The following is a 15,723-nucleotide window of genomic DNA, read 5'->3' on the forward strand; positions in this document are numbered from 1 at the left end:
CGAAGTTCTATGAATGAGGACATGTCCGGAAAGACCGCCGTCCGGCGTGAACTCCTCGCCGCGCGAAGCCTGCTGTCCGGTGAGGACGCGGGGAAGGCCGCGGCGGTTCTCGCGCGGCGGGCACTGGATCTGCCGGAACTCGCACAGGCCCGTACCGTCGCCGCGTACGTCTCGGTGGGACGCGAGCCGGGCACCCGCGTGTTGCTCGACGTCCTGCGCGCGCGGGGGGTACGGGTGCTGCTGCCGGTGCTGCTGCCGGACAACGATCTCGACTGGGCGGCGTACGAGGGCGCGGAGCGTCTGGTGCGCGCGGGGCGGGGTCTGCTGGAGCCCGACGGCCGGCGGCTCGGCGCGGACGCCGTGCTGGAGGCGGAGGTCGTGCTGCTGCCGGGACTCGCGGTGGACGGGCGCGGGATGCGGCTGGGGCGGGGAGGCGGCTCGTACGACCGTGTCCTCGGCCGGCTGGCGCGGGCCGGCGCACGGCCCGCGCTGGCCGTCCTGCTGTACGAGCACGAGGTGGTCGCCCGGGTCCCGGAGGAGCCGCACGACCGGCCGGTACAGGCGGTGGTGACGCCGGAGGGAGTCAGGTGCTTCGGCGCCCGGGGCGAACGGCGTCGGCCCGAGGGCTGACGCCGTTCGCCGCGGAGCCCGGCGGGCGGCGTGCGGGTCGACAGGGTCCAGAGCGACCAGCACGTACGGCACGCACAGCACGTCCAGCACGTCCAGCACGGACTTACGGGGTCAGCCGCAGGGTGTCGGCCGTGCCGCGTTCCACCGCGTTGACGGTGTAGGGCCAGTTGAGCAGCTCGCCCTTGGCCCACTTGCCGGTCTGGTCGGTGTAATGCGCGCTGTAGGCGTGTCCCGAGGCGCCGGTGAGGTTGATCCAGCGGGACTTGTCCCAGTCGCCGACGTTGACGACCATGCGCATCGACGGCACCCAGATGACGTCGTAGCCGCCCGCGGCGTTCCAGCCGGTCGCGTCGACAGCGGCCTCCCCGCCGCCCAGATTCCACGGGCCGCGGTTGAGCATCCACCGGAGGACGCCGGGGCCTTCGGTGCCGAGGGTCTGGTTCTTGAGCTCCAGCTGGTGCAGCCGGCCCCAGTTCCAGCTGGAGACGTCCTTGCCGAGCTTGGCGGTCAGCTCCCAGCGGGCGTCCTCCATGGCGCGGGCGAGCAGCTGGTCGCGCGTCTCGGTCGCGGCGTCCTTACGGCTGGCCGGGGAGCTCCACCAGGCGTTGTCCTCGTCCTTGATGATCTTCCGTACGACCTCGTACCAGCGGTCCCCGCCGTCCGGCTGGGCCGAATCCGCCGCACGCTGACCGCACTCGCGCACCAGCTGGTCGGAGTCGTCCACCGGTCCGGAGCCGTCGACGGGACGGACCGCGAGGCAGTCGCCCTTGACGCGGACTTCCTTGGGCAGCTTGTTGCCGAAGGCGAGCTTGAGGACGTTGCGCCAGACCGCGTTGAAGTAGGCGGCCGCCGCGGAGTCGGGCTCCTGGGTGCCGTCCCACCCTTCGAGCAGCTTCTGCGCCTCGCGGACGGACGGGTCGGAGACGTCGACCTTGAGCAGATAGTCCCTCAGCACGTTCCAGATCTGGCTGCTGTTGTCCATCTGCATGGTCTGCATGTCATCGGTCGAGATCTTGCCGTTGTCCTTGATCTTCGAGTCGATGAGGTCGTTGATCCGCTGGCTGCGGGCGCCGTAGCCCCAGTCCTGGGTCAGTGCGTACGGATACTTCCCGGCGTCGATGACCGCCTGGTTGGCGGTGACGATGTAGCCGCGCTTCGGGTCGTACTCGTACGGCAGCTGGTCGAAGGGGATGTACTTCTCCCACGTGTACTTCGGATCCCAGCCGGGAGCCGGCATGGTGCCGTCGAAGCCCTTCGAGCGGACCGGGATCTTCCCCGGCGTCTGGTAGCCGATGTGTCCCTTGTCGCCCTTGCTGTCGGCGTAGATGAGGTTCTGCGAGGGGACCTCGAAGTGCTCGGCGGCCTTGCGGAACTGGGTGAAGTCCTTCGCCCGGTTCAGCTCGAAGACCGCGTCCATGGTCCTGCCGGGGTCCAGGGCCGTCCATTTCAGGGCCACCGCGTACCCGTCGCCGCGGTCGGGCGCGACCTTGCCGACCGGGGCCTTGTCGCCGACCTTCGCCAGCTCGGTGTCACGGTCGGAGACCACCGGTCCGTGGATGGTCTCCCGGATGGTGATCTTCTTGCTCCCACCGCCCGCGACCTTGATGGTCTCCTCGCGGGTCTTGAACGGCTTCTCGCCGTTGCCGTACTGGTACGAGTCGCCGTTGACCTTCTCCAGGAAGAGGTCGGTCACGTCGGCGCCGAGATTGGTGAAGCCCCAGGCGATGTCCTGGTTGTGGCCGATGATCACACCGGGCATTCCGGAGAAGGTGTACCCGGCGGTGTCGTACTTGCAGGTGTCCGAGACGCTGCGGCAGTGCAGGCCCATCTGGTACCAGAGCGAGGGCAGCTGGGGCGCGAGGTGCGGGTCGTTGGCGAGCAGCGGCTTGCCGGTCGTCGTGAGATCGCCCGAGACGACCCACGAGTTGGAGCCGATGCCGTTACCGTTCGGACCGAGCAGCGCGGGGATCTCGTCGAGGGTGCCGGAGAGGGCGTTGAGCTGGGATTCCAGGTTCCCGGCGGCACCGGCGGCACTGTTCATACCGGTGCCGGTGCCACTGCCCGTGCCGGTGCCACTACCCATGCCGGTGCCACCGCCCGTGCCGTTGCCCGGGTCCTCGCCCGTACCGCCCGGCATCTCGTCGCTGGGCTCGGCCTCGGGGTCGTACTTCTCCGTGACCGGGTCGATCCCGCCCGGTTCGGCGACGACGGGGGTCCGGTCGTCCGGATACGCCGGGTACAGGTCCTTGATCTGCTGGTCGTTCAATCGGCTGGTCAGCAGCGAACGGTCGATCTCGTCCTGCATGTTGCCGCGCAGGTCCCAGGCCATCGCCTTGAGCCAGGCCACCGAGTCGACCGGGGTCCACTTCTCGGGCGTGTAGTCGTTCGTGAGGTTCAGCGCGGCGTATTCGACGGAGATGTCACTTCCGTCCCGCCCTTTCAGGTAAGCGTTCACGCCGTCCGCGTACGCCTGGAGGTTTGCCTTCGTCTCCGCCGAGAGCTTGGTGTCGTACTCCTGCTGGGCCACCCGCCGCCAGCCGAGAGTACGCAGGAAGGAGTCGGTCTTGACCTGTCCCTGGCCGAACATCTCGGAGAGCCGGCCGGCGGTCATATGACGCCGGACGTCCATCTCCCAGAAGCGGTCCTGCGCCTGGACGAAGCCCTGGGCGCGGAACAGGTCCTGGTCGCTGTCGGCGTAGATCTGGGGAACGCCGTAGCTGTCGCGTCTGACGTCCACGGCCCCGGCGAGGCCCTTGAGCTGGATCGTCCCCGTGGTCTGGGGGAAGGAGGCGCGCACCGTGCTCACGCCCCAGTAAGAGCCGTAGCCGATGCCCGCGACGAGCGCCAACACCAGGACGATCACGAACAGACGGGCGCGTCGCCCCTTCTTTTTGCGGGAAGGGGGGGCTGTGTTGGCGGGCATCGCTGTCCTTCGAGGGGCAGGGTGGTCCTGGAATGCTGGAGCAACCATAGGCGCAGCACTTCTCCGCCCCCGACGCGGTGTCATTTAGTGCGACTGGTCGGACGATCACACAGGCAATCACCCAGGTAATCACATCCGCGATGACCACGGGGACCTCGGGAGCCCGAGGAGAATACGGCGAAGATCACACCATTTCTCGCACTGACGAGCGAAGGCGTCAAGGAAGCGTTAAAGATTAGGTAAGGTAACGAAGTACCGGCTGCCGGAGGAACGATCCGGCGTGCGCGAGGGGAAGGATCGGCCGCTGACTGTCCACCAGCTCAATGAACTCCTGCTCATCAGCTCACTCGTGCTGCTGATCGCGGTCGCCGCGGTACGGATCTCGTCCCGGAGCGGGCTTCCCAGCCTGCTGCTGTACCTCGGGATCGGCATCGCCATGGGGCAGGACGGCATCTTCAACGTCAAGTTCGACAACGTCGAGCTGACGCAGGTCATCGGCTATGCCGCGCTTGTGGTGATCCTGGCCGAGGGCGGCCTGGGCACCAAGTGGAAAGAGGTCGGACCGGCGCTGCCCGCCGCCGCCGTGCTGTCGACCGTCGGGGTCGGCGTGAGTGTCGGCGTGACGGCGGCCGCCGCGCACTATCTCGTCGGCCTGGACTGGCGGCAGGCGCTGATCGTCGGCGCGGTCGTCTCCTCGACGGACGCGGCCGCGGTCTTCTCCGTACTGCGCAAGGTGCCGCTGCCGGCCCGGGTGACCGGGGCGCTGGAGGCGGAGTCGGGCTTCAACGACGCCCCCGTGGTGATCATGGTCGTCGCGCTCTCCGTGTCGGGGCCGGTGGAGCACTGGTACATCCTCGTCGGCGAGATCGCGCTGGAACTGGCGATCGGTGCGCTCGTCGGGCTCGCGGTGGGCTGGGCGGGCGCCTACGGGCTGCGGCATGTGGCCCTGCCCGCCTCCGGGCTCTACCCGATCGCCGTCATGGCCATCGCGGTCGCGGCGTACGCGGTCGGCGCCACGGCGCACGGCAGCGGATTCCTCGCCGTCTACCTCGCCTCGATGATCCTCGGGAACTCGAAACTCCCGCACGCCCCCGCCAACCGCGGGTTCGCGGAGGGGCTCGGCTGGATCGCGCAGATCGGCATGTTCGTCCTGCTCGGGCTGCTGGTGACACCGCACGAACTGGGCAACGACTTCTGGCCGGCGGTGATCGTGGGCCTCGTGCTGACCATGGTGGCGCGACCACTCGCGGTCCTGTTCAGCCTGCTGCCGTTCCGCATCCCCTGGCAGGAACAGGCGCTGATGTCCTGGGCGGGGCTGCGCGGCGCGGTGCCCATCGTCCTCGCCACCATTCCGATGGTCTCGCAGGTCGAGGGCAGTCGCCGGATCTTCAACATCGTCTTCATCCTGGTCGTCGTCTACACGCTGGTACAGGGGCCGACGCTCCCCTGGCTGGCGAAGGCGCTGCGGCTCGGCGGTTCCTCCGAGGCCGCCGACCTGGGCATCGAGTCAGCGCCGCTCGAACGTCTGCGCGGGCACCTACTCTCCGTGGCGATCCCGGACGGGTCGAAGATGCATGGTGTGGAGGTCGCGGAGCTTCGACTGCCCGCGGGATCCGCCGTCACCCTGGTCGTACGGGACGCGAAGAGCTTCGTACCGCTGCCGTCGACCGTGCTGCGGCAGGGCGACGAGCTGCTGGTGGTGGCGACGGACCCGGTACGTGACGCGGCGGAGCGGCGGCTGCGGGCGGTCGCGGAGCGCGGAAAGCTGGCGTACTGGCTCGGCGCGGGTGCCGGTACGGGCGCGGGCTCCGACGGGAGGTAATCGCAGGCGGACCACGGCGGCGCGGGATGTTTCCCAGGGCGTCCGGCGTTGGTCCCTGTACGATAAAGGCACATCTGATCGACCAACTCTGCCTGACGCAGTGCTGGCGCGACCGTATGGCGGCCGTGGCGTTCCCCGAAGTGGGCCCTGGTATCTACCGCAGTTCCGCGCAAGAGGACAGCTCTCGGCCGCGCCCGCACATCCGGGGGCTCGCTACCAGGCGGCAGAAAGGCAAGGACCGTGTCCTACAACACGGTCGACACCGCCGAGGGCGGCACGGAGCCCTCCACCACCTCAGCCGCTGACGAGGCCGCGGGCGCCGAGGCGCCCCGCCCGGGCTACGGCCGGCTGCTGCGCACTCCCGGCGCCTGGACCTTCCTGCTGCCCGGCTTCGCGGCCCGGCAGCCGTTCGCGATGCTGACGATCAGCATCGTCCTGCTCGTCCAGCACACCACCGGTTCCTACGGCAGCGCGGGCGCCGTCGCCGCCGTGACCGGCGTCTCCATGGCCCTCTTCGCACCGCAGGGCGGCAAGCTCGCCGACCGGTTCGGACAGCGCGCGGTCCTCGTGCCGGGCGTACTGGTCCACTCCGTGTCCGCGGCGGCCCTGATCGCTCTCGCGCTGTCGGGCGCCCCCCTGTGGGCGCTGTTCCTGGCGGCCGTGCCGACCGGCGCCTCCGTGCCGCAGGTCGGGCCCATGGTGCGCTCGCGCTGGGCCGCCGTCCTGGGCGGAAGCCCCACGGGCGACGGCTCAGGACCACCTTCGCGGACTGCGTCGAGGAGGTCGCTGCTCCCCACGGCCGCCGCCTTCGAATCCGTCACCGACGAATTCACCTTCGTCATCGGGCCGGTGCTGGCGACCGCGCTCAGCACCGGTCTGCACCCGGCGGCCGGACTGTCGGCGGAAGCGGTGCTGTCGCTGGCCGGCGGGCTGCTCTTCGCCGCCCAGCGGGGCACGCAGCCGCAGCCCAGCGGGCGCGGCAACGGCACCGCGGAGCGGCGTACGTCGGCACTGTCCGTGCCCGGAGTGCGGGTCCTGGCCGTGGCCTTCCTCGGGATCGGCGCGGTCTTCGGCGGCATGCAGGTCTCACTGACGGCCTTCGCCCAGGAGATCGGCAACCCCGGCGCGAACGGTGTGCTGTACGGGATCTTCGCGGCGGGCAACATGCTCGCCGGCGTCGCGTTCGGCGCCGTCGCCTGGAAGGTCGGTCCGCGCCGCAGGCTGATGGCCGGGTACGCGGCGCTGACCCTGGCGACGTCCATGCTGTGGGCGGTGCACTCCGTGCCCCTGCTCGCGGGACTCGGCCTGCTGGTCGGGCTCTCCATCGCCCCCACCCTGATCACGGGTTACACCCTGGTCGAGCCCCTGGTGCCCGCTTCGGCCCGTACCGAGGCGTTCACCTGGCTCACCGGCGCGGTGGCGCTCGGACAGGCGGCGGCGGTCACCGTCGCCGGGCAGCTGGCGGACGCACACGGCGCGAGCGCCGGGTTCGTGGTGCCGCTCGTGGGCACGGCACTGGCGCTGATCACCCTGGTGGCGCTGCGTTCCCGGCTGGCCCCGAAGGCCTCGGGACGGGTCGCCGCACGTGGGATGAGTCACCGCGTGCCGATGACAGTGGACTGAGGGCGCGGAATACGTCACTATGGAGCGTCGTTAGCACTCATCGAGTGAGAGTGCCAGGAGGAGCAAGTGCCGACCTACCAGTACCAGTGCACCGAGTGTGGCGAGGGCCTCGAGGCGGTGCAGAAGTTCACCGATGACGCCCTGACCGTGTGCCCGAATTGCGAGGGACGCCTGAAGAAGGTGTTCTCCGCGGTCGGCATCGTCTTCAAGGGCTCCGGTTTCTACCGCAACGACAGCCGCGGCTCGTCGTCGAGCAGCGCGCCGGCGTCCGCCGGTTCCTCGGCCTCGAAGCCGTCCTCGTCGTCGGAGTCCAAGCCCGCGGCGTCGACGACCTCGTCCTCGGCCTCCGGCTCGTCGTCGAGCGGGTCGGGCTCCACGTCCAGCTCGGGTTCGAGCTCGGGCTCCGGCTCGTCGAGCAGCTCCAGCAGCTCCTCGGCCGCCTGATTCCTCCTCTCCGGGACCCCGCCCTATCCGTACGGCGGGGTCCTTGGCGTATGCCCGTACGACTACTGTGACCGGCATGGCGAACGCAGAAATCGGCGTGATCGGTGGCTCTGGCTTCTACTCCTTCCTGGAGGACGTGACCGAGGTCCAGGTGGAGACCCCGTACGGGCCGCCCAGTGACTCCCTCTTCCTCGGCGAGATCGCGGGCCGGCGGGTCGCGTTCCTGCCCCGGCACGGACGCGCCCACGACCTCGCGCCGCACCGCATCAACTACCGCGCCAACTTGTGGGCGCTGCGATCCGTCGGGGTGAAGCAGGTGCTGGGGCCGTGCGCGGTCGGCGGACTGCGGCCGGAGTACGGCCCTGGCACGCTGCTCGTCCCGGACCAGCTGGTGGACCGTACGAAGGCGCGGACGCAGACCTTCTACGACGGGGTGCGGCTGCCGGACGGCAGCGCGTCCAAGGTGGTGCACATCTCGCTCGCCGATCCCTACTGCCCCGTGGGGCGCGAGGCGACGCTGGCCGCGGCGCGCGGGCAGCACTGGGAGCCGGTGGACGGCGGGACGCTCGTGGTCATCGAGGGCCCGCGCTTCTCGACGCGCGCGGAATCGCGGTGGCACGCGGCGATGGGCTGGTCGGTGGTCGGCATGACGGGTCACCCCGAGGCCGTTCTCGCCCGCGAACTGGGCCTCTGCTACACGTCGATGACACTGGTGACGGATCTGGACGCGGGGGCCGAGACGGGTGAGGGCGTCTCGCACGAAGAGGTTCTGCAAGTGTTCGCCTCCAATGTCGGCCGGCTGCGGACGGTGCTGTTCGACGCGGTGAGCGGATTGCCGTCGAGCGAGTCGCGGGACTGTCTCTGCTCCCACGCGCTGGACGGGATCGACACAGGGCTGAAGCTGCCCTGATCACACGTGACCCACTCCCGCGCGGGGACGAACCACTCGCGCGGATGGCCGGGTTGTCCACAATCAGCGGCTGATCCACAGGCCCCAACGGGATCGTCGCGGAGCGTGGATCGTGAGGAGCGATCGCAGAATCCCCTCACCCATGGCGGTGGTCGTATGTCCCGTTCCTTCGCGCCTGATCCGTCTCTCGCCCGTCCCGGCGGCTCGTCGGCTCCCGAGCCGCGCGGGGTGCCGCCTTTCGACCCGTTGCCGGTCCGCGGCTCAGGGCCCCGGCTGCGCCGGGCGCTGTTCCGCAGGCGGCGCGCGATGGCGGCCGGCCTGGCCGTGACGGCCGCCGCGCTGGCCGCGACCAGCGCCGGTGGCGCCGTCGCCGATGGTGACGCCGACGCCCGGGCGGAGGCCGCGGCCCGCGCCATCGCCGGGACGCCGCCGCCCGGGCACCGGTCCGCCGGCCGCGCCGGGCACCGGACCGCGCGTGAGCCCGGGAAGGACCGGCCCGCGCGTGAGCCCGGGAAGCCCGAGAAACGCGGGGCATGGGTGTCCGCGCCGGTACGGATCGCCGACGCCGCGACGGTCCGGCTGCTGCGGCGGGGAGACCGGGTCGACGTGATCGCCACCGCCGCGTCACCACTGGGACCGGTCGGGAGCGGAACCGGAACCGGGAGCTCGGAGGGAAGGCCCGAAGCGCGGGTGGTGGCGGCGGGGGTCCGGGTGGCCGGGATCCCGGAGCCGGAGGACTCTCCGGACGGCGGGGCGCTGGTCCTCCTCTCCGTGCCACGCACCGCCGCCGCGGCACTGGCCGGGGCGGGGGCCACTTCCCTGCTGGCGGTGACCTTGTGCTGAGCCGGCCGATGCCGCGCGGTCCGATGGTGAAGCGGCCCATGGTCCGGCCCACGGAACGAATCGCGCCGAGTCACGCCGCGTCGAGTCGCACAGATGAGCTACGGGGTCGCCTGGGAGCGTGTGCGGATTGGACAGCGCGGGCACGCGCTGCCGTAAGTTGCGGAGCAGATTGCCATCCCTGCGGCACATATGAAGAAAGGCTCACTCGTGAGCAAGGAGAAGGAGAGCGTGCTGGCGGGCTTCAAAGCCTTCCTGATGCGCGGCAACGTGATCGACCTCGCGGTCGCGGTGGTCATCGGCGCCGCGTTCACCAATGTGGTGAACTCGGTCGTCAAGGGCCTCATCAACCCGGTGATCGGCGCGTTCGGCACGCAGGACCTGGATCAGTACAGCTCGTGCATCACGCCGTCGTGCGTGCCGAATGCCAAGGGCGAGATCGACGGCATCCAGATCATGTGGGGCACGGTCCTCAGCGCGACCCTGACTTTCCTGATCACCGCCGCCGTCGTCTACTTCCTGATGGTCATGCCCATGGCCAAGTACCTGGCCAGGCGAGCCCGGCTGCAGGCCGCCCAGGAAGAGGTCCAGGAAGTCGCGGAGGTCAGCGAGCTGGAGGTGCTGAAGGAGATCAGGGACGCCCTGATCGCGCAGCGCGTATCCACGGACGACCTGGTGGCACAGCGCCGCCCGGGCCACGACACCCCGTAGCGGCGGACAGAGCCGGGGCAGGACCGCCGGCTCAGACGTGTCAGATGTGGTGGGGCGGCTTCTCGTCGAGGAAGCGTGCCAGATCGGCGGAGCTGTCGCCGCTCCCGGCGGGCCGGTCGCCCCAGCCGCGGTCCGTATCGTCCGAGGACTGCTGGTCCAGCGGATCATCGAAGATCAGCAGCGGCTTCGGACGGGGCGGGGCGGACTGTTCCGTGGCGTGCGGCTCTGGGGTGGGGGCGGTGCTCATCACTCCAGAGTACGGGGGTGCGCCGCACGCCGGGGACGGCCGTGGGGCGGGGCGCGGGCACGGCGCCGCGCGTCTCACCGCACGACCGCCTTCCTCCTCTGCTCTGCTGATCGCATGACGTCGACCCACGCGGCAGGGCGCCCCCCGCGCCGCATGACCGCTCGTAGCCGTGACGAGGCACACCGCGCCTCGACACCGCTTGAGCTCCTCTTCGACCTCTGTTTCATCGTGGCGGTCGGCCAGGCCGGCCGCCAGTTGGTGCACGCGCTCGCCGAGGGGCACGCGGGCACCGGGATCGTCGGCTACCTCTTCATCTTCTGGGGGATCTGGTGGGCTTGGATAAATTTCTCCTGGTTCGCCTCGGCCTACGACTGCGACGACGTGCCGTACCGGATCGCGACCCTGGTGCAGATCTGCGGAGTGCTGATCTACGCGGCGGGCGTACCGCGCGCGTTCGCCGACAACGACTGGGTCATCGCCGTCATCGGCTACCTGGTGATGCGGGTGGCACTGACCGCGCAGTGGCTTCGGGCCGCCGCGTCGGAGCCGCCGGGTCCCGCCCGGCGTGCAGCCAGGATCTACGCCGTCGGCCTGGTGGTCTGTCAGCTCGCCTGGGTGGCGCTGCTGGCGGCGCCCGGCGGCATGAAGCACTGGCTGTTCCTGGCTCTGGTGGCGGCGGAACTCCTGGTGCCGCTGGTCGCGGAGAGGGTCCACGAGACTGCCTGGCATCCGCATCACATCGTCGAGCGGTACGGGCTGTTCACGCTGATCGTGCTGGGCGAGACGATGTCGGCCGCGACCGTCGCGGTGCAGTCGGCGCTGGACGAACACCGGGCGCTCGGGGAGCTGCTGCCCATCGCGGGCGGCGGCGTCCTCATCGTCTTCGCCGCGTGGTGGATCTATTTCGCGGCGCCCGCCCACGAGCGCCTCACCAGCAACCGGCAGGCGCTTCCCTGGGGGTACGGCCACCTCGTCGTCTTCGCGTCGGCGGCCGCGATCGGCGCGGGTCTGGAGGTCGCGGTGGAGCACGCGGTGGGCGAGAGCTCCATTTCGACGGCGGCCGCCGCGGCCACCGTCACCGTCCCGGCCGCGCTCTTCCTCGCCGGCGTCTGGCTGCTGCACGCGCGTCATTTCAAGACGGGCGCGGCTCAGCAGCTCGTGCTGCCGGTCTCGGCGGTGGTGATCCTCGCCTGCACCTTCGCGGGGTCCTGGGCGGTGCTCGCCGCCGGGCTGGCGGCGGCGGCCACGGTGGCGGTGGGGACGGCGCTCGCCGAGCGGCCGCCGCCCGGAGCCCGGACCGCGTGACCGGCCCGGCGCTCGCCTCCTCCGCCGGTGCCCTTGGCACGCCCGCTACCGGCACGCCTTCCACGGATGGGACCCATGGCAGCGAATGACGCACTGACCGACGTGGCCGGCCTGCGGGTCGGGCACGCACAGGTGACCGGGCCACGGGCGCTCACCGGAACCACCGTCGTCCTCGCCCCGGAGGGCGGGGTGGTGGCCGCCGTGGACGTACGGGGAGGTGGTCCGGCCACCCGGGAGACGGATGCCCTCGACCCACGCAATCTCGTCCAGCGCGTCGAGGCCGTCGTGCTGACCGGCGGCAGCGCGTACGGGCTTGATTCCGCGTCCGGTGTGATGGCCTGGCTGGAAGAGCGCGGACGCGGCGTCCGGGTCGGTCCCGACCCCGCGCAGGTGGTGCCCGTCGTCCCGGCCGCCGGCATCTTCGACCTCGGTCGCGGTGGCGACTGGCGGATCCGTCCGGACGCGGCGACGGGCCGCACGGCCGTGGAAGCGGCGGCCGGCACGGGGAGCGGGGCGCCGGTCCCGGAGGGCGGGGTGGGCGCCGGTACGGGGGCTCTCGTGGGCCGGCTCAAGGGCGGAATCGGTACGGCGAGCACCCTCCTGGATTCGGGGATCACCGTCGCGGCCCTGGTGGTGGCCAACGCGGCGGGCTCAGCGGTCGATCCGCTGACCGGCGTGCTGTACGGGCGGTACTTCAGCGGTCGTACGGAGTACCCGGCGTCCGAGAGACACGAGGCCGCGCGGCGGATCCTGGACGAACTGCGCGCGCGGAGCGGACCCGCGCCGCTCAACACCACGCTCGCCGTCGTCGCCACCGACGCCGAACTGACCCGCGCCCAGGCGCAGAAGGTCGCGGGCACGGCGCACGATGGCATCGCGCGCGCCGTCCGCCCTGTACATCTGCTCAACGACGGGGATACCGTCTTCGCTCTGGCGACAGGTCAGCATGCCCTCGCCGAGGGGGATCCGCTCGCGCTCAACGAGGTACTGGCGGCCGGAGCGGACGTGGTCACCAGGGCGATCGTACGAGCGGTTCTCACGGCGGAAGGTATTGACGGACCCGGCGGGGCGTTTCCCTCGTACGGTGATCTGTACGGGCTCGACTGACCAGCCCACCCGACAGACCCGACCGGCAGACCCACCAGCAGGACCCACCCTGCAGACCCATCCGACAGACCTCACCGACAGACCTCACCGACAGACCCAATCGACGGATTCACCTGGCAGGTCGGACCGAAGGTCCGGCAGGAGGCCCCGCAGGAGGTCCCGCAGCGGCCGGCCGGCAGACCCGAACGACAGAATCCGACTCGTACCGTCCGACTCGTACGTCCGACTCGTACGTCCGACTCGCCCGTAAGGCGGCCGAGTTGGAGCAGAGGGAGGGAGCGTGCGCGGGAACTTCGCGCACACTCTCTTCGTTTTCCCAAACTTGGGACGCAATGTCAGCCCTAGGGGCTACGTTATGCAATCACCAAGTGACATGTGGCGACGGCCTGGAGACCCAACTTGAACGATCCCTACGAGACAACCGAGACGCACCTCGCGCGACTCCTGGGTCGGGCACTCAACTCCTTCGACCTGCCCGACGCATTGATCGAACAGCTCGACAATGCGCTGGCGCACGCCAGTTCGCTGTGTTCCGCGCACCACAGTGCGGGGCTGCACCGCGAGACGTACCGGCACACCTACCTCCTCACCGACGGCAGCGCGCTCTCCCTGTGGGAGCTGGTGCACAACACCGGCCGGGACGGCACGCGGCTGCACGAGCTGTACGTGGAGGAGAGCGAGGCCCAGCTCGCCGCTGCCCGGCTGTGCGGGCCCGACGGGCCGCAGGAGCCGCGGCTCGCCGATGCCGGACCGGAAGGGCTGCCGCACTACGCGGCGCCGTCCCTGGACGACCTGGCCGCCGGCCTGCTGTCGGAGCTGGAGTCCGGCCGGACGGCCGACATCGACGCCGACATCGCCCTGCTCAGCAGTCTCCTGGCCACGCCCATGGCTCCGAGACCCCGGATGTACGCCCCGGACAACTCGCCGGACCACGCGCGCCGGGTACTGCGCCGCGCGGAGAACGCCGACCGGCCCGGCGAGGCGACCGCGCGGCTGCTGCGGACGGCGTTCGCCCACCACATCACCCAGGTCTTCGGCCAACAGCTCCAAGTGGCTGGAAAGGACGCCGGATTCACCCTCTACGAGCACGCTTTCTTACTCATCGACGGCAGTGAGACAAGCCTGTGGGAGGTCGAGCACACGGCCACCCCGGACAGCCGTCACATGTGCGAGGTGTACGGGTCGGAACGCGCCGCGCGCGAAGCGATGGAGCTTCGCGCACGCGTCCGCTAGGCCCCGTCCGGCGGATCTTCGCGGGCCCTATGCCCTGATCCGCGTCCTGATCGCGTCCTGATCGCGTCCTGATCGCGCGAGACCCCCACCACCGTGGGTGGAGGGGGCCTGACGTTCGTTCCGGCCGCGGCCGAATGCTTCCGGTCGCTGCCGGTCGCTGCCGGTCGCTGCCGGGGGCCGGTCGCGGCCGTCCGGGTCGTCGTTACGCGGTCTCGACCGCTGTCTCCTCCACGTGCTGCTTCGGCCGGACCGGCAGCGCGAACATCACGCCGAAGATCGCCACGAGCACCGCCACGACCCACCACATCGCGTGCTGGAACCCGTCCGCGAAGGCCTCGCTCAGTGCACGGGCCGCCGCGCCGGCCGCGCCCGATCCCGCGTCCGCCGTCCCCGGTCCGCCGCCGGCCGCTCCGGCGCCGGCCATCCGGTCGTCGACCACGCCGAAGAACACCACCGACACCAGCCCCAGGCCCAGCGCGTTGCCCATCTGCTGCGTGGTGTTGATCAGCCCGGACGCCGAGCCGGAGTGCTCGCGCGGCACCTCGGACAGCACCGCGTCCGTCAGCGGCGCCACGATCAGGCCCATGCCCAGGCCCATCACCGTCAGCGGCAGGATCATCTGCCAGGACACGATGTCCATGCCGTACCGCCCGGTCTCCCAGATGTAGAGCAGCAGCCCCGTGGCCATCGTGAGCGCGCCCGCCTGGAGCACCTTCCGGCCGAAGCGCGGGACCAGCTTCTCCACGGAGAGGCCGGCCGCGACCGACACCGCGAGGGAGAAGGGAATGCCGGTCAGGCCCGCGTGGAGCGGGGTCCAGCCGAGACCGATCTGCATGTAGAGCGTCCAGACCAGGAAGAAGATGCCCAGCACGACACCGAACGTCAGCTGGACGACGATGCCCGCGGCGAAGCTCTTCACCCTGAACAGCGCCAGCTCGACGAGCGGCGAACCGTCCTTGCGCGTCTTGTACTTCTCGTACGCCACGAAGGCGGCGAAGACGCCCAGGCTGCCGACCATGCACAGATGACCCCAGAGCGGCCAGCCCAGCTCGCGTCCGCGCGTCAGCGGGTAGACGAGCATCAGCAGAGCGACGGTCACCATGACCACGCCGACCAGGTCCAGCCGGAGCGCCTTCGGGGCCTTGGACTCGGTGATGAACTTCCGGCCGAGCAGCACACCCGCGATACCGACCGGCAGATTGATCAGGAAGATCGGGCGCCATTCGAGGCCGAAGAGGTTCCACTGGGTGAGCAGCGCGCCGAGCAGCGGCCCCGAGACGGCGCCGAGGCCGACGATCGCGCCGAACATCCCGAAGACCTTGCCGCGCTCGTGCGCCGGGAAGGTGACGTGGATGATCGCCAGTACCTGCGGCACCATCATCGCCGCCATCGCGCCCTGGAGCAGCCGGGAGCCGACGAGCATCTCCGAGTTGGCCGCGAAACCGCAGAGCGCGGAGGCGATCGTGAAGCCGGTGATGCCGATCAGGAAGAGGCGCTTGCGGCCGAATATGTCACCGAGACGGCCCCCGGTGATCAGTCCGGCGGCGAAGGCGAGCGCGTATCCGGCGGTTATCCACTGGATCGCGCCGAACGTCGCCTCCAGGTCCCGCTCGATGCTCGGAATGGCGATATTGACGATGGTGACGTCGACCAGGTCCATGAATGCCGCGGTCATGACCACGGCCAGCGCCAGCCAGCGGCGACGGTCACCGGTCCCGGAAGCCGCGCCGGGGCCGGAGCCGGGGGTCGCGGCGGAGTCGGAAGCCGTATCCGCTACGGCGGGGGAGGAACTCATGCGGGACAAGCTAGAGGTCATCTAGGTCGAACAGTGTCCTAGGGCCTGTGTGAGGTCGTGATCATTCGGTCGCCGGTAAGAGGTCGTTGATCCAGATCAGGGAGGCCCGGAGGTGGAGTCCGGCGTCGTAGCT

At 70.4% G+C, this 15,723-nt stretch carries 12 protein-coding genes and 1 pseudogene; 10 read left to right on the forward strand and 3 right to left on the reverse strand.

Features of this window, described 5'->3' with window-relative positions:
- Positions 1-9 precede the first annotated feature (9 nt).
- Positions 10-630 carry a 5-formyltetrahydrofolate cyclo-ligase gene (locus tag ACIBAE_RS28615; RefSeq protein WP_399290989.1) on the forward strand — a complete coding sequence of 207 codons (621 nt, stop codon included), beginning with the start codon at positions 10-12 and terminating at the stop codon, positions 628-630.
- A 103-nt stretch (positions 631-733) separates the two neighbouring features.
- Here the strand turns inward: ACIBAE_RS28615 and ACIBAE_RS28620 are convergent, their stop codons facing one another.
- Positions 734-3,553, reverse strand: coding sequence for a penicillin acylase family protein (locus ACIBAE_RS28620; protein ID WP_399290992.1), 2,820 nt, complete (start codon positions 3,551-3,553; stop codon positions 734-736).
- A 280-nt stretch (positions 3,554-3,833) separates the two neighbouring features.
- Between ACIBAE_RS28620 and ACIBAE_RS28625 the strand changes: the two genes are divergently transcribed.
- The 6 genes and pseudogenes from ACIBAE_RS28625 to mscL form a co-directional block, all read left to right on the forward strand.
- Positions 3,834-5,375, forward strand: coding sequence for a potassium/proton antiporter (locus ACIBAE_RS28625; RefSeq protein WP_399290995.1), 1,542 nt, complete (start codon positions 3,834-3,836; stop codon positions 5,373-5,375).
- 348 nt (positions 5,376-5,723) lie between these two features.
- Positions 5,724-6,998: an MFS transporter gene (locus ACIBAE_RS28630; protein WP_399291019.1), complete on the forward strand. Its 1,275-nt coding sequence runs from the start codon at positions 5,724-5,726 to the stop codon at positions 6,996-6,998.
- Positions 6,999-7,064: 66 nt separating this feature from the next.
- A complete protein-coding gene (locus ACIBAE_RS28635) occupies positions 7,065-7,442 on the forward strand; it encodes an FmdB family zinc ribbon protein (protein ID WP_399290998.1) in 378 nt (125 codons plus the stop codon).
- Positions 7,443-7,518: 76 nt separating this feature from the next.
- Positions 7,519-8,352, forward strand: a complete 834-nt coding sequence (locus ACIBAE_RS28640; protein ID WP_399291000.1) for an S-methyl-5'-thioadenosine phosphorylase — start codon at positions 7,519-7,521, stop codon at positions 8,350-8,352.
- Between the two features lie 156 nt (positions 8,353-8,508).
- The gene (locus ACIBAE_RS28645; protein ID WP_399291003.1) at positions 8,509-9,195 is read left to right on the forward strand and encodes a hypothetical protein; all 687 of its coding nucleotides are present in this window, start codon (positions 8,509-8,511) and stop codon (positions 9,193-9,195) included.
- Positions 9,196-9,402: 207 nt separating this feature from the next.
- A pseudogene (mscL, locus tag ACIBAE_RS28650) lies at positions 9,403-9,929 on the forward strand (large conductance mechanosensitive channel protein MscL); the annotation flags it as partial.
- Positions 9,930-9,943: 14 nt separating this feature from the next.
- Here the strand turns inward: mscL and ACIBAE_RS28655 are convergent.
- On the reverse strand, positions 9,944-10,150 hold the full coding sequence (locus tag ACIBAE_RS28655; RefSeq protein WP_399291021.1) for a hypothetical protein: 207 nt from the start codon (positions 10,148-10,150) through the stop codon (positions 9,944-9,946).
- Between the two features lie 114 nt (positions 10,151-10,264).
- Here ACIBAE_RS28655 and ACIBAE_RS28660 point away from each other — a divergent pair, with 114 nt between their 5' ends.
- The 3 genes from ACIBAE_RS28660 to ACIBAE_RS28670 all read left to right on the forward strand — a co-directional run bounded on the left by ACIBAE_RS28660 (position 10,265) and on the right by ACIBAE_RS28670 (position 13,795).
- A complete protein-coding gene (locus ACIBAE_RS28660; RefSeq protein ID WP_399291006.1) occupies positions 10,265-11,455 on the forward strand; it encodes a low temperature requirement protein A in 1,191 nt (396 codons plus the stop codon).
- Between the two features lie 75 nt (positions 11,456-11,530).
- Positions 11,531-12,562 (forward strand): P1 family peptidase, encoded by a 1,032-nt coding sequence (locus ACIBAE_RS28665; protein ID WP_399291009.1) that lies wholly within the window; start codon positions 11,531-11,533, stop codon positions 12,560-12,562.
- Positions 12,563-12,961: 399 nt separating this feature from the next.
- Positions 12,962-13,795 carry a DUF6227 family protein gene (locus tag ACIBAE_RS28670; RefSeq protein ID WP_399291012.1) on the forward strand — a complete coding sequence of 278 codons (834 nt, stop codon included), beginning with the start codon at positions 12,962-12,964 and terminating at the stop codon, positions 13,793-13,795.
- Between the two features lie 202 nt (positions 13,796-13,997).
- On the opposite strand, the gene ACIBAE_RS28675 is transcribed toward ACIBAE_RS28670, so the two are convergent.
- Positions 13,998-15,590, reverse strand: coding sequence for an MFS transporter (locus ACIBAE_RS28675; protein ID WP_399291014.1), 1,593 nt, complete (start codon positions 15,588-15,590; stop codon positions 13,998-14,000).
- Between the last annotated feature and the right edge of the window lie 133 nt (positions 15,591-15,723).

The sequence above is a fragment of the Streptomyces sp. NPDC051569 genome, from assembly GCF_044454085.1.
In the GTDB taxonomy this organism is placed as follows: domain Bacteria; phylum Actinomycetota; class Actinomycetes; order Streptomycetales; family Streptomycetaceae; genus Streptomyces.

Bases quoted from the DNA above. Each gene is read 5' to 3' on its own strand.
- ACIBAE_RS28615 (WP_399290989.1), top strand. From the start codon at position 10: ATGAATGAGGACATGTCCGGAAAGACCGCCGTCCGGCGTGAACTCCTC.
- ACIBAE_RS28620 (WP_399290992.1), bottom strand. From the start codon at position 3,553: ATGCCCGCCAACACAGCCCCCCCTTCCCGCAAAAAGAAGGGGCGACGC.
- ACIBAE_RS28640 (WP_399291000.1), top strand. From the start codon at position 7,519: ATGGCGAACGCAGAAATCGGCGTGATCGGTGGCTCTGGCTTCTACTCC.
- ACIBAE_RS28645 (WP_399291003.1), top strand. From the start codon at position 8,509: ATGTCCCGTTCCTTCGCGCCTGATCCGTCTCTCGCCCGTCCCGGCGGC.
- ACIBAE_RS28655 (WP_399291021.1), bottom strand. From the start codon at position 10,150: ATGAGCACCGCCCCCACCCCAGAGCCGCACGCCACGGAACAGTCCGCC.
- ACIBAE_RS28660 (WP_399291006.1), top strand. From the start codon at position 10,265: ATGACGTCGACCCACGCGGCAGGGCGCCCCCCGCGCCGCATGACCGCT.
- ACIBAE_RS28665 (WP_399291009.1), top strand. From the start codon at position 11,531: ATGGCAGCGAATGACGCACTGACCGACGTGGCCGGCCTGCGGGTCGGG.
- ACIBAE_RS28675 (WP_399291014.1), bottom strand. From the start codon at position 15,590: ATGAGTTCCTCCCCCGCCGTAGCGGATACGGCTTCCGACTCCGCCGCG.